Here is a 13,124-nt window from a genome sequence, read left to right on the forward strand (position 1 = left end):
CACATTCTTACGCGTCCGTTGGCACCAGCCACAAGTTTTCCTGAAGGTTTTTTTCTTCTTCTGCCGCCTCTGCCGCGGGGATCTCGTACGCAAGCAAGCTGCTGCTGCGTGGACGTTCGTGACCGAGAACCATCAATCGGCGCTGCGCCCAGAGTGGCAGCGGCGAAAAGAAATCGAAACGGACACCGGCATCTGTCGAACTGCGCTGGTATTGCTGTGGCTGCCCCGCACGGTGGTCGATCGCCATTTGTAGATGCCACGCGGCGTCGCATCCGCGCCAACGATAATGCTTAGGGGGAAGATCAACGATGCGCTTCAGCGTGCCGTCAATGAGTTCGGCAAAGCTCCAGAGCGGCGCTCCGAACTCCTGCGGTCGGCGGGCGACGAATGTTCCGGTCTGACCACGCGGTGTGTTCCATCGGCCGCGATAGTAAGTGACCTTGGTATCCCGATCGAGTATTTCGAGACCGGATACCGGGCCGCACGTCGGCTGAGATGCCAGTTGGTTTTCGAAACGTTGGACCAGTTGTTCCGGGGCTTGCGCCTTAGGCGATCGGAGCCAGACCGCCTCAGATAACTGATGCAACCCGTGCGCGGTCAATTGATCGATCAGATCCTCGCCGGGTTCGGGCACGATAAACTGCGTCACGTGAGAGCGGATCACGCGCCGGGCCAGGTGTTCCGGCAGGGCGGCGTCCTGATCGGGAGCGATTCCGGTCAGGAAGATGCTTCCGGTCCGGCGAGCTACAAAAGATGGTGGCGCTGCAAATACCCAAGTTCCCTTGACCTCAGGATCATCGGTCGCGACGTCGGGTAGCTCCAACAAGTCGCCGGCGACGATCATGGCCTCTATCAGATTGTCCAGCAGATCAGCAAGTGCGCCGCGATCCGGTTGCAAGTATACGAGACTTTCCGTGAGGGCAGCACGCAGCGCGGACCTTGAACATGGACAGTGTATTCCTGCTGCGCGACGCAAGAGGCCGGCCAGCAGAATGTCGTCAAGCTCAGAAGGCTCGCTCCCCATTCCAAGCGAAGCCCGGCAGTAGCCTAGAACCTCGTCCGGCGTGAGTTCGGTGATCGTCATTCCCACCTCGGCAGCAATTCTGCGGGTCGATTGTCCGCGCTGGCGTGGCTGAGCGCGACAACCCGAGCGCCGCGCAGCAACAGTGGCTTCGCCATGATGCGTTTGAGAAGTGTCGGCAGCCTGTCACGGTAAAGGCGCGGCACCTCGTACGGCCGGCTGGCTATGTCGACCGCCAGGGTGCAAAGCGCTTGATCGGAGCAAACGCCATAGCGCCCAGCCAACTCGGCATACCAGCTTGCGATCGCCCTTCTTCCGCCCTCGATGCTCACGGCATCGCGGCGCAGCACGGCCGGAAAACCACCCCTGTGATCAAGCAACGATTGCAGATGATCGAAACTTCTTTCCCGATCATTGCTTCTCATGAAAGCGGCCTCGGCTCGGCCCCAGTCTCGCCCGGCCAGGGCGCCGTAAAGGCGAGTGGTCAGGCCAATCACCACCTGAGCCCGCCGCGCGTTAGCAAGAAAACCGGCGAGCCGCGCTGACCTCCAGTAGCGCAATATTCTCATATGCTTGATTATAGATTTGGGACTATCGGCAATACTGTCGTAGACAGGCTGAACGCCCAAGCCCTCCAGGCCGATGTCGGACAGCCCGGTGCTCACGATGACCAAGTCCCGGAACTTACCGTTTTGGGTGATAAACAGCCCGCCTGGGGGCTGAACATCGAATCCCGTAAGGGCACTCCCAGCGTCGACGCGCTCGATTCGAGTTGGCGTTTCCAAGCTGAAAAATCGACATTTCGGTTCCACGTATTCTTGCCCCGTGTCGTCGACAAGCCGAAGCGAAACGGCTTCGCCTCGATGACGCAGCACCCAGCGGACCGGCAGTGCATCATGATCGAACCGGACGACGAATCGCCCAAGTTCCTGCCCCTCGATAGTGAGAAGGCCAGAAGCGGCTTCAAGGTAGCGCCACTCCGCATTTTCCCGCCGCAGGTACTCCAGAAATCGCTTCTTCCAAGTTTCCGGGAAGATCGGCAGGTCCATCGGTGGACAGACCTGGGCGCTGTAGATCTCCACGCCTTTAGCATCCTCAAGGCTTACATGCGGGATGACCTGACGGCCTTCGGGTCCGAAAACCGTGAGGTCCAACTCATTTTCCCAAAACACGTCCAGTGTGGCGTCATGCGGGTTACTCATGACCGCGAGTCCCACATGCGAGGTCGTCCCGGGGGTCCACGGTTCAGGTTCGCGTACCCTGAGTTCCAGATAACCCTCATGCGTGGGCGGCGCCCCGAGTCCATCCAGAGCCGCACTGCGGCGCGCCTTGACGCTGAGCCGATGTGTCCCCGCCGCCAGTTGCGGCAACTGAATGAAGGTTGGTTCTCCCGGTTCTCCGGCCTGGAAGGCCGTTGCCGCGCCGTCGTTGAGTGTGACCAAGTAGGAGTCCACTGGGTGATCGGGAACGATTCCGAAACACGGGCTCTCGGTTGTCAGCCATTCGCTACGCCCTTCTCCATCCCATTTTCGTCCGGGCAGACCGGCAGGCCAGACACGGACGGTTCGGGCAAGTTCGAGATTCCGTATCCGCAGCCACTGCATGTATGCGCTGGACACATCGGAAGGCACAGATACTCGAATAGCGCAGATATCGCTGCATTCGATGGCACAACGTGTCATGCCATCTTGCAGGTCTTCAAATTCATCGGGCGACGCCAGGATGTAATCATAACCGGGTCGCATGAGGCGGCTAGCAATTTCGCGGGCGATGCCATCAGCGCCAATGCGGAAGAGCCAGATCGGACCCGGACTCATTCGGCATTCGCTCTCAAGAAGATGATCGACGACTCCGTTTGGAGACTCGAAACTGACCAACGGCCTAGACGGGTCAGGCCAAGCCTTGAGGACCGCACGGCGGTTGCCGGAAAGGACCCAGCCCGCCGGCCGTCTGACATCATCGCCATTCAACTTCGAGCGGGTCTGCCGAAGAAACTGCCGGATATCCGGATTGAGCGCGGCAATCCCCTTGAAATTGGGGACATCAATCACGAGCGTCCAACGCCCGTCGCCGGCATATCGCAAGCGCAAATCGGGCCGAATATCAGGCCTAGTTTCCTGCAGCCGCTGTTCTACTGAAGCCTGGCCTTCGCCGGAAGATGGAGGCGCGGCGCCCCGACCAATGCCTTTGAAGCGGTCAGCTACAACGCGACTCGCCTCTCTTAGCCAACCGCGAGCATGTCGCATCTGCTCGAGATCGGCAACGATCCGATCGAGCGTAGCGGGCAGAAGCGGCTCTTCACCTTCACGTGGATCTTGGTGCAGAAGCGCAAGGACGATACGGCCGACCAGTTCCTCTTGCTGGAGAAACTGCTCGAAACGTGTGGACGCGTAGTAGACATTTGTGGCTATCAAACGGCCAATTGCCGCAGGCTCGATCGTCGTCAGCCGCGCAAGCGTGAATCGCAAATCATATAATGTCCGGGCAAACTGCTGCTGCAAATAGCGGGGTAAGACTGCATGGGTGGTCGGCCAGGCGATTATGCTGAAATGCGACGCCCACGGTCCGGAAGGAACTACGCCATTGTAGGTTGACTGGAATTTCGAGAACCACGCCGTAACCCGATACCTGTCTCGGGAATCCCAGCCGGGTGTAACATCCTCGAAGGACTGCCAATATTCACCGCCTTCGTAAGTATATCCCCTCTCTGCCGCATAGATTGTCCAGAGCAACCAGTGTGGAGCTAGTCTCAGTCCGGTGTTCAGGCGCGCCCGTAGCTGCTCGGCAATCTCCTCCAATTTACCATCATCCAGACCGTGCTCCAGAGCAAAAATAGGAAAGCCGGACGCCGCGCGACGCTCTGCAAGCGCCGCAAAATGCTGCTCCATTCGCTCCTGCCATTGGTCCAAAGGCACAGCCATGACCAACTATGACCTCGAGGCCGTTTCCTTGAACAAATCAGAGCTTTTTAGCTGGTTGCGGAGCATGCGGGTCTGATTACCAAAGAGATCGACAATGTCGTTTGAATTCCAGTCCTTGAATTTAGGCATGCGCTCGGCCCGAGGCACCATCCACCGCTCGAGCGCCAACTCGGATATTTCCTTGGCAGTGAGTAGGTCTTCGACGTCAGGCTTCCCCTTTCCTGTGCGCAATATCTTGGCGGCGTTCTTGGCAAGTTCACAAATGAAGACCTCGCGCTGAATTCCGTGTCGCAGCATATCTTCTTTGAAACCGAGCGCCGAAAGTGCTGCTCTTGTGGTTCGCAGACGCCAGTTTGGTCCTTGGCCAAAACGGTGCTGGTCTGCATAGGTATGGTCGATATCGCGCAGGTAATCTCGCAATTCTGCAAATAACCGATCCGGGATGTGAAAATGTCCCCATCCACCCGTATAGCCGATAGATTTCAGATACTGTTGACCCCCGAGCTTGAGGCGATTGTAGACCGACGAACGCCCCATTGAAGACGATGTGGTAACAGCGAGCAGACGCGCCTTTTTCTCCTCTTTCGAGATTATTCCGGTGGAACCGCCATAGGTGCGCGCAAAATCGTCATATAAATCTCGGCTCCGAAGCAGGCAGGCTACAAGTTTCCCGCCCAGCAATTCGTTGTAGGGGGGGATGGCTCCAAGAACGTAAGCATCCATCACGTTGACGAGCCGGGCGCTTCTGTCATGGGTATCCCAACCAATGAGCTTGTCCCTCACCGCGAGGTTGAAGACCGGATCTCCGATGGCAATGAGGCCCATGAGCTTGCCATTGTTTTCATCCCAGACGAGATACCGCAGCCGCCTGCCGAAGCCATTTGAAACTGGAACCGACCATGTCAGCGATGCGAGGCGAAACAGATCACCTTGCGGAGTCCCCGCTGATACACGTTCGAGTACCGGCGAAATTCTATCGGGATCAATTTCCTTGCCAGACGCAAAATGCCTCAACAGCTTCTCGGCCTTGGCGGCAATGAACTCGCGGTTTAGATGGAGCCGCTCTTGCCGCTGCGCGCGGTGTAGCGTACGAACAATGTCCTTTCCGGACCCTTCAATGCGAAGCGCACCTTCTTCAGACTTCTCGAAACCTAGTGAATGCAGATGTCGGCGCAGCTTTCGTTTAATGTGGGCTTCACGAGAAGCAATGCTAACGACATTTCCCTTGCTTTTTGACATTCTCAGTTGTGCCCCCCGAAATTTGCAATGTCTTTTTTCGCGTACATATTACGACGTTTCAAGAAATCAGTTTTCTAGCCCGCGAAGCATGCGGCAAGAGGAAGATGGCAAGGTCTTCAACGACCGCCGATAAATCTAGTGCATTGAAGTCTACATCCTCAACGAAAGCTCGCCACTGCTTTTGCTTCTGTGCATCGGTCGCAAATTCCAGCGTCAGGGCATCCGGCAACTCGGTCGGGATCACCGTTTCGCGGCGCGTAAAGGTCGCTGCAATCGCGCGGGCTAGCCTATCATCGTTAAAGGTGAACGACCGGCTGAGAAGCCAGATGTCGTAGAAGTCCTTCATCCGGCTGTTGGCCCGGCCCAGCGCCACCATCACCTGGAATTTCTCGGCGATGACCGTCTCCCGCGCATAGGCGCGCAGTCTCGGCGCGGGCAGATCGAGCATAACGGGGTAGTCGACGACTTCCGCTCCGGGCTCCAGCGCATCGCCAAAGCCGATGTCGATCGTGAGGTTGATCCGGGCGCCGCCGACCGAGGCGATGGCGCGTAGCCGGAGACCGCCATAGTCGAGTTCCTCGCGAATGCGGTCGACACGCAGCGTCTCCGGATCGAACACGACGCCGTCTTCGGCGTTCTGAGCGAGGATGTCCCGGAATGTCGCCAGTATCGCGGCTTCGCTCGGGTCGCCGAAACCCAGCAGATCGAGATCGCGCGTTCCGCGGTGCGGATCGTCGAACCAGCTCATCATCAGCATGGCCCCTTTCAGCACGAAGCGCTCGGCATGGAGTGACTGGCTGAGCCGGAACAGGAGGCGTTCCAGCGCGAAGCGCGTGAGCACCAGATCGAAGCTCTGTCCGTTCGCCTTGGAGAGGTTGAGGAGCCGGGCGCGCACCGAGGCGCCGATGTTCTTGATCTCCTTAGCCATTGGCTGTCAGCGCCTCCAGATAGGGGCGGATCACCGTGCCGACCCCACCTGTATCCGCGGCCCTCGCGATCTCGGCCGGCGTGGCTTTACGTTGACGCAGGGATTCCTGCAGGCCCTCAAGCGCGACAGGAAGACCGATCTTGCCGCGATGCCGGAAGCAGTCAGCAACGGTCTTTGCCACGCCGAACACCTTTACCGATACGCCTTCGATCATATGGGTTTCGACGCTGTCGGCAAGCAGATCGTCCGAGAAACGCAACACGCGGATCGGCATGTCGCTCGGCTTCGGCGTCCAGTCGTTCCGGCCGATCGCCATCCACACCTTCCTGGGAAGCTGATCAGTTATTCCATGAAAGGCGAGCGCCGAGACGAGGCAGATCACGCCCTTGGGGAAACGCTTGACCGCCTCGGCAAGGCTATGGTTTGCGTCGAGTTCTGCGTCGGCAAGCTGATAGAGCCCGCGCGCCAGTCGGATGACCTCGCCATCCTTTTCCATACGGCTGACGGTTGCGGCGGTCACGCCGGCATCCCTGAGTTCCGCAAGGCGCAGAATCCCACGCGCCGCGAGGAGATCGCGGGCTATCTCGCGCTGGGACCGGGCCTGAGGCATAGATACATACTCTCGCACTTCAACATCCATGGTGTGAGGTTTTGTATCATATAGGGCAGTAAAGGAAAAGACCAACGAGGTTGTTGGATCGGCTGATTGGAAGTCACCGTGCCGCTGATTGGAAGCGTATGAACCGCGACGTGGAAAGCCCGGGAGGGGAAAGCGTTCCCCTGCGGTCGAGCCTGTAGTCTCGACCGACCCCTTCTGCGGGGGACACCCCGCAACGCCCCGAGAGTGATAGTGCGGACCGGTTTGCCGTGACGGGTTGAAAGCCGAGGGAGAGGCCCTTGGCGCCCGTCGCGGAGAACCGCGATGTCCAGACAGAACCGCAAATCGGGCGTCAAGCGCGACCGGGCCAATCTCTATTCCGAGATCACCGACAAGATCATCACCGAGATGGGAGCCGGCCGGGTGCCCTGGGTCCAGCCATGGGGCACGGCGGCGGCGAAGGCGCCGCTCGGCCTGCCGAAGAACGCCTCGACCGGCCGAACCTATTCCGGAATCAACGTGCTGCTACTCTGGGGCGCGGTAATCGAACGTGGCTTTTTCGGCCAGAGCTGGCTCACCTTCCGCCAGGCTCTGTCGCTGGGCGGCAATGTCCGTAAGGGCGAACGCGGCACCACCGTGGTCTATGCCGACCGCTTTGTGCCGGAGGACGAAAAGCGCCGTGCGCGTGAGGCCGGCGAGGACGCGCAGGCGATCCCCTTCCTCAAACGCTTCACCGTCTTCAATACCGACCAGTGTGAGAACCTGCCGGAGGACGTAGCGGCCGCCGCGCCACCGGTGCCGACAGGACTAATCGAACCGCGCGTCGAGGCGCTGATCGCGGCGACGGGGATCGATTTCCGCATCGGCGGCAACCGGGCTTTCTATGTCCCGGCGCATGACTATGTGCAGGTGCCGCCGCCGCAGGCCTATTTCGAGCCGATCAACTGGCACCGCACGGCGCTGCACGAACTCGGTCACGCCAGCGGCGCGCCCCACCGGCTCAGCCGCGACCTCTCCGGCTCCTTCGGATCGAAGAAATATGCCTTCGAGGAACTGATCGCCGAGATCAACGCCGCCTTCTGCTGCGCGTCGCTCGGCATCGAGCCTACGGTTCGGCATGCCGACTACATCGGGTCCTGGCTGGAGGTGCTGCGCGAGGACAATCGCGCCATCGTCCGCGCCGCCAGCCAGGCGAGCAAGGCCGCCGACTGGCTTCTGGCCTTCCTGCCTGAAGACGAGCAGCGGCGGCGCGATGAGGAAGATCTCTCTTTCGACAGGAGGGGGGCATGATCCTCCTGACCGACGACCAACGCGATCTCCTGCTTGCCAATGGTCGGCAGCGCGATGTCGACCACATGCCGGTGGTCAAGTTCTTCAACCCGCTGGGCGAAGGCGTCTGGCTCGCGACCGAGCTCGACGCGGACGGCGATACGCTCTTCGGCCTCGCCGACATCGGTTATCCGGAGCTCGGCAGCTTCTCGCTTGAGGAACTGACTTCGATTCGCCTGCCCTTCCGCATTGGGATCGAGCGCGACATCCACTTCACCGGCGATTTCCCGATCTCGGTCTGGGCGGAAGCGGCCCGCAAGGCCGGGAGCATTCGCGCGGCCGAACGTATCCTCTATCGCGCGGCGCAGCCTTTTCGTGATGGCGGGTGAATGCCTTCCTTCCTGAAATCCGCAGAGCCGGGGATGCGCACATCCGCATCTCCGGGTCTGCGCGTCTCCGGATCGCCGGCAGGCGGCGCCGTCCTCAGAGTAAGAGGGCGGCGCTTCGCTTCGTGACGGGTTGGAGGCTGAGAGAGAGGCTCTCGGCGCCCGTCGCGGAGCAAATCCCCATGGCTACTGCTGCAACGAAAATCGCCCTGTCGTCTTCGCGCGATATCCCCTTCAACAAGCTCGTGCTCAGCCAGTCGAACGTCCGGCGCGTCAAGGCCGGCGTGTCGATCGAGGAGCTGGCGGCGGACATCGCCCGGCGCGGGCTGCTGCAAGGGCTGAGCGTAAGGGCCGTTGTCGACGAAACCGGCGCCGAGACCGGCATGTTCGAAATCCCCGCCGGCGGACGGCGCTATCGCGCTCTCGAACTGCTGGTGAAACAGAAGCGCCTCGCCAAGACGGCGCCGGTGCCCTGCGTGATCCGGGAGGGCGGCATCGCCGAGGAGGACTCGCTGGCCGAGAACGTCCAGCGCGCGCCACTGCATCCGCTCGACCAGTTCCGCGCCTTCCTTGCGCTTCGCGAGAAGGGCCAGTCCGAGGAGGAGATCGCCGCCGCGTTCTTCGTCTCGGTCAACGTGGTCAAGCAGCGGCTGAAGCTTGCCACGGTCTCGCCGGCTCTGCTCGACATCTACGCCGAGGACGGCATGACGCTCGACCAGCTCATGGCCTTCAACGTCTCGGGCGACCACGAGCGCCAGGAACAGGTGTTCGAGCGTCTGAAGGCGTCTTACAACAAGCAGCCTTACGTCATCCGCCGCATGCTGACCGAGGGCGCGGTGCGAGCGTCTGACAAGCGCGCCGAGTTTATCGGCGTCGATGCCTACATCGAGGCTGGCGGCACCGTGCTTCGCGATCTGTTCCAGGGCGACGACGGCGGATGGCTTCAGGACGTGGCGCTGGTCGACGAGATGGTCGCGGCCAAGCTGAAGGCGGAATCCAAGGCGATCGCTGTGGAAGGCTGGAAGTGGATCGAGGTCGCACCGGACTTCGCCTACGGCCATACTTTCGGCCTTCGTCAGCTACGCGGCGAGCCCGTGCCGCTCACGGCCGAGGAGCAATCCACGCACGACTCCCTGCAGGCCGAATACGATCGCCTGGTCGCCGAGCACGAGGACGCCGACGAACTGCCGGACGATGTCGATGAACGGCTCGGCGAGCTGGAAACGGCGCTCGAGGCCTTTGCGGGGCGGCCGCTGTCGTTCGATCCCGACGAGATCGGACGGGCGGGCGCGTTCATCAGCATCGCGCCCGATGGGCGGCTCCGCGTCGAGCGCGGCTATGTCCGCCCCGAGGACGAACGGCCGGTCGAGACGGAGGCCGAGGAGGACGATCGCGGCCAGGGCCCTGGCGTCGTCGGCGGCAAAGACGGCGAGGAGGATCATGAGACTGAGGCCGATACCTCCGCGCCGGAGCCCGAGGACGAGGGGTTGTCGCCAATCTCCGACCGGCTGATGACGGAGCTGACCGCTCATCGCACTCTCTGCTTGCGGCACGCGCTCGGCGAGCAGCCGCAGGTCGCCTTCCACGCGGCGCTCCACGCGCTGACGCTCAAGGTCTTCTATCACTATGGGTCGGACAGTTGCCTGGAACTGGACCTGAAGAGCGTCGGCTTCGGTACCCAGGCGCCGGGGCTAAACGACAGCGCCTCGGCCGAGGCGATCCGCGCCCGGCACGAGACCTGGACGAAGGTCCTGCCGAAGGACTCCGCCAATCTCTGGAACGCGCTCCAGGAGTGGGATGGCGACAGCCAGGCGATGCTCTTCGCCCATGTCGTCAGCCTGTCGGTCAACGCCGTGCACGAAGCCTGGAACCGGCGGCCGCGCGCGCTCGATCACGCCGACCAACTGGCGCAAGCTGTCGAACTCGACATGGCTGCGGCTGGGTGGCGGCCGACGATCGACGCGTTCCTTGGCCGCGTCACCAAGGCCCGCATTCTCCAAGCCGTCGCTGAAGCCAAAGGCCAGCGCGACGCCGACCGGATCGAGCACCTGAAGAAGGCCGAGATGGCGGAACAGGCCGAGGCGCTGCTGGCCGAAACCAGGTGGCTCCCGGAGCCGCTGCGCACGCCGGGCCGCGATGCACCGGAGGCCGTGGAAACCGACGCCACCGATCTCGTCGAAGCGAGCACCGATACGACGGTCGAAGAAACGGCGGCGAACGGCGGCGAATCGGCCATGGCCGAAGACGAGGACATGGCCGAGGATGACTCGGTCGCGCTCGAACGCCTCGCGACCGCGGCCGAATAACCAAGGAGCCAACTGCACTGTCAGGAGCCGCCAGCGATGGCGGCTCCTTTTTCGTTCGGAGGACACGATGCCGGAGAACGCATCCGAACTCGCGCAGCGTCTCGCCCGGCAGGCCGAGGCGGTGTGCCGCGAATACTTGTCTGCCGGACGGCGGGAGGGCCGTTACTGGATGGTGGGCGATGTGCGCAACGCGCCGGGCCGCTCGATGTTCGTGCGCCTAACCGGTCCCGACTCCGGCAAGGGCGCAGCGGGCAAATGGACCGATGCCGCAACCGGAGAGCATGGCGACCTGCTCGACGTCATTTGCGAGAGCTGCGGTTTGACGGAATTCAGGGACGTGGCCGACGAAGCCCGTCGCTTCCTGGCCCTGCCGCACCCGGAGCCGGCTCGGGCATCATCACACGGACGCAAATCGCCCGCACCAACGGGTTCACTACTGGCGGCCAAACGTCTGTTCTCCATGGCGCAGCCGATTGCGGGCACACTGGCGGAATCGTATTTCCGTAAACGCGGCATTACGGCTCTGCACGGAACCGGGTCGCTGCGGTTTCATCCGCGCTGCTACTACCGGCCCGACGAGCATAGCCCGACAGAGACGTGGCCGGCCCTGATCGCTTCGGTCACCGATCTCGACGGTCACCAGACTGGCGCGCATCGCACCTGGCTCGATCCGAACGGGTTCAACGAGGCGACCCTCGGCAAAGCCCCGATCGAGACACCGCGGCGGGCAATGGGCGATCTGTTCGGTCATGCAGTGCGCTTTGGCGTGGCGGGCGAGGTCATGGCTGCCGGCGAAGGCATCAAGACCATGCTGTCGCTGCGGTGTGTCGTGCCCGAGATGCCCATGGCAGCCGCGCTCTCGGCAGCCCATCTTGCCGCCATCCTGTTCCCCGACACGCTGCGCCGGCTCTACATCGTGCACGATGACGATCCGGCAGGCGACGGCGCAAGGGACACGCTCGTCGAACGGGCAGACGCGCTCGGCATAGAGGCGCTGCCACTCTCGCCGATGCTGGGCGATCTCAACGAGGATCTGCGCCTACGTGGTCTCGACGCCTTCCGGGCGTCGATCCGGGTCCAACTCGCCCCGCAGGATGTCGCCAGGTTCATGGAGTCTGTTCTGTCCGCCTGAACGGGGTTGCGGGGCGGGCTATGGCGGTGACGTCGGAGCCTTTGTCAACGGCTCCTATGGATGTCGGACAGGGCCGCGCCCCGGCCTTCTTCAGAGGGCGACCGGACAGCAGGCGGCCCGGTCCGGCAATGGCTACGGCCAACGATTTTCCGGCGGCCCTGCGGGCCTTTCCATCGCGAAACAAAATCGCCGGCCTTCGCCATCCTCCGCTGACTCTCCGGTCCTTGCGCTGCCGCTCCAGGATGCAGGCCCGGCCCGCCCGCCGTCTTTCGGCGCCATGAAGGCCGCGGCGGGCGCGGCCAACCGACAAAGGGAGCCACCCGATGACACTCGACGACGACACCTTCGAACCCCATCACGAATCCTCGCCGACCGAGCACGCGTTGAACGCACTGGAACTTCACGGCTACCGCCACGACGGCCACGGCCCGGACCCGCGCCTCGTCCCGGAGGACAACGTCATCGCCGGCGCCGTCTCCGACATCTTCGACGCCCTGATCGCCACGATGGCGGATACTGCCCTCGATGGCGAACTCGACGATCTGCTCTGGTCGACGGTCAACATGTTCCACCGTGCGGCCGACCGGCTCGAACGCAAGCTCGACGACAACGAACAGGCGCAGAAGCAAAGGCAGCGTGAACAGGACGGCTCCGAAATCAAGGCCGTCGAGCTCGAACGCCTCATCGAGATCGGGCAAAGCCTCATCGAACGCCGCGACAGCCTGGAGGTCTTCCGCGACCGCGCCGCCGAGCTTTATCTGCGCACTACCGGCTCACCCTGGTCGCCACGCACCGGCTCGCAGGTCAACCATCGCGCACTGACTTCTGCCATGATCGACAGCCGGGACTTCATCGCGGAGCGCAAGCGCGCCAACCGCGAGGTGCTTTTGCCCGCAGGTCCGAAGGTCGCCGTCTCCGGTGGCGCCAACTTCAACGATCACAAGCTGATCTGGGACAAGCTCGACCAGGTCCATGCCAAGCACCCCGACATGGTGCTGATGCATGGCAAGTCGCCAAAAGGCGCCGAGAAGATCGCCGCCCGCTGGGCCGATCACCGCAACGTCACTCAGATCGGCTTCGCGCCGGACTGGACGAAGCACGGCCGCGCCGCGCCGTTCAAGCGCAACGACCAGATGCTCGACATCCTGCCGATAGGAATCCTGGTCTTCCCCGGCACCGGCATCCAGGAAAACCTTGCCGACAAGGCGAGGAAGCTCGGTATCCCGGTCTGGCGGTTCGAATGAACCGCCATTTGCACGTAGCCATATTTGCTCGGCATCAGGCCGTTTCACCGACGCGGCACCTTGACCTGCAAAGGTCCGAG

General features: G+C 62.2%; 10 protein-coding genes. 5 read left to right on the top strand and 5 right to left on the bottom strand.

The features are described from left to right. Positions 1 to 7: 7 nt before the first annotated feature. Genes ACVJ6E_RS16330 through ACVJ6E_RS16350 form a run of 5 tightly spaced genes read right to left on the bottom strand, consistent with a single transcriptional unit; the run spans position 8 to position 6,719 of the window. A complete protein-coding gene (locus tag ACVJ6E_RS16330) occupies positions 8 to 1,084 on the bottom strand; it encodes a hypothetical protein (RefSeq protein ID WP_120269882.1) in 1,077 nt (358 codons plus the stop codon). Then, positions 1,081 to 3,909: a hypothetical protein gene (locus ACVJ6E_RS16335; RefSeq protein ID WP_199681371.1), complete on the bottom strand. Its 2,829-nt coding sequence runs from the start codon at positions 3,907 to 3,909 to the stop codon at positions 1,081 to 1,083. The genes ACVJ6E_RS16330 and ACVJ6E_RS16335 overlap by 4 nt, the downstream gene beginning before the upstream one ends. A 39-nt stretch (positions 3,910 to 3,948) precedes the next feature. Next, the gene (locus ACVJ6E_RS16340; RefSeq protein WP_120269883.1) at positions 3,949 to 5,181 is read right to left on the bottom strand and encodes a Druantia anti-phage system protein DruA; all 1,233 of its coding nucleotides are present in this window, start codon (positions 5,179 to 5,181) and stop codon (positions 3,949 to 3,951) included. Positions 5,182 to 5,239: 58 nt separating this feature from the next. Further along, a complete protein-coding gene (locus tag ACVJ6E_RS16345; protein WP_120269884.1) occupies positions 5,240 to 6,109 on the bottom strand; it encodes a nucleotidyl transferase AbiEii/AbiGii toxin family protein in 870 nt (289 codons plus the stop codon). Then, entirely contained in the window at positions 6,102 to 6,719 is a 618-nt protein-coding gene (locus tag ACVJ6E_RS16350) for a type IV toxin-antitoxin system AbiEi family antitoxin domain-containing protein (protein ID WP_120269885.1), read from the bottom strand. Before ACVJ6E_RS16350 ends, ACVJ6E_RS16345 begins: the two co-directional genes overlap by 8 nt. Positions 6,720 to 7,031: 312 nt before the next feature. Here ACVJ6E_RS16350 and ACVJ6E_RS16355 point away from each other — a divergent pair, with 312 nt between their 5' ends. From ACVJ6E_RS16355 to ACVJ6E_RS16375, 5 genes are all read left to right on the top strand, one after another. Continuing rightward, the gene (locus tag ACVJ6E_RS16355) at positions 7,032 to 7,997 is read left to right on the top strand and encodes a zincin-like metallopeptidase domain-containing protein (RefSeq protein WP_120269886.1); all 966 of its coding nucleotides are present in this window, start codon (positions 7,032 to 7,034) and stop codon (positions 7,995 to 7,997) included. Further along, positions 7,994 to 8,365 (top strand): DUF2958 domain-containing protein, encoded by a 372-nt coding sequence (locus tag ACVJ6E_RS16360; RefSeq protein WP_120269887.1) that lies wholly within the window; start codon positions 7,994 to 7,996, stop codon positions 8,363 to 8,365. The genes ACVJ6E_RS16355 and ACVJ6E_RS16360 overlap by 4 nt, the downstream gene beginning before the upstream one ends. A gap of 179 nt (positions 8,366 to 8,544) precedes the next feature. Further along, a complete protein-coding gene (locus ACVJ6E_RS16365) occupies positions 8,545 to 10,668 on the top strand; it encodes a ParB/RepB/Spo0J family partition protein (protein WP_120269888.1) in 2,124 nt (707 codons plus the stop codon). A gap of 67 nt (positions 10,669 to 10,735) precedes the next feature. Next, complete coding sequence (locus ACVJ6E_RS16370) at positions 10,736 to 11,800, top strand: toprim domain-containing protein (RefSeq protein ID WP_120269889.1); 1,065 nt, start codon at positions 10,736 to 10,738, stop codon at positions 11,798 to 11,800. A 323-nt stretch (positions 11,801 to 12,123) separates the two neighbouring features. Then, positions 12,124 to 13,044 carry a DUF2493 domain-containing protein gene (locus tag ACVJ6E_RS16375; protein ID WP_120269890.1) on the top strand — a complete coding sequence of 307 codons (921 nt, stop codon included), beginning with the start codon at positions 12,124 to 12,126 and terminating at the stop codon, positions 13,042 to 13,044. Positions 13,045 to 13,124: the final 80 nt, after the last annotated feature.

The sequence above is a fragment of the Stappia sp. G46H5W genome (assembly GCF_058448995.1).

Bases quoted from the DNA above. Each gene is read 5' to 3' on its own strand.
- ACVJ6E_RS16330 (WP_120269882.1), bottom strand. From the start codon at position 1,084: ATGACGATCACCGAACTCACGCCGGACGAGGTTCTAGGCTACTGCCGG.
- ACVJ6E_RS16335 (WP_199681371.1), bottom strand. From the start codon at position 3,909: ATGGAGCAGCATTTTGCGGCGCTTGCAGAGCGTCGCGCGGCGTCCGGC.
- ACVJ6E_RS16340 (WP_120269883.1), bottom strand. From the start codon at position 5,181: ATGTCAAAAAGCAAGGGAAATGTCGTTAGCATTGCTTCTCGTGAAGCC.
- ACVJ6E_RS16345 (WP_120269884.1), bottom strand. From the start codon at position 6,109: ATGGCTAAGGAGATCAAGAACATCGGCGCCTCGGTGCGCGCCCGGCTC.
- ACVJ6E_RS16350 (WP_120269885.1), bottom strand. From the start codon at position 6,719: ATGCCTCAGGCCCGGTCCCAGCGCGAGATAGCCCGCGATCTCCTCGCG.
- ACVJ6E_RS16355 (WP_120269886.1), top strand. From the start codon at position 7,032: ATGTCCAGACAGAACCGCAAATCGGGCGTCAAGCGCGACCGGGCCAAT.
- ACVJ6E_RS16360 (WP_120269887.1), top strand. From the start codon at position 7,994: ATGATCCTCCTGACCGACGACCAACGCGATCTCCTGCTTGCCAATGGT.
- ACVJ6E_RS16365 (WP_120269888.1), top strand. From the start codon at position 8,545: ATGGCTACTGCTGCAACGAAAATCGCCCTGTCGTCTTCGCGCGATATC.
- ACVJ6E_RS16370 (WP_120269889.1), top strand. From the start codon at position 10,736: ATGCCGGAGAACGCATCCGAACTCGCGCAGCGTCTCGCCCGGCAGGCC.
- ACVJ6E_RS16375 (WP_120269890.1), top strand. From the start codon at position 12,124: ATGACACTCGACGACGACACCTTCGAACCCCATCACGAATCCTCGCCG.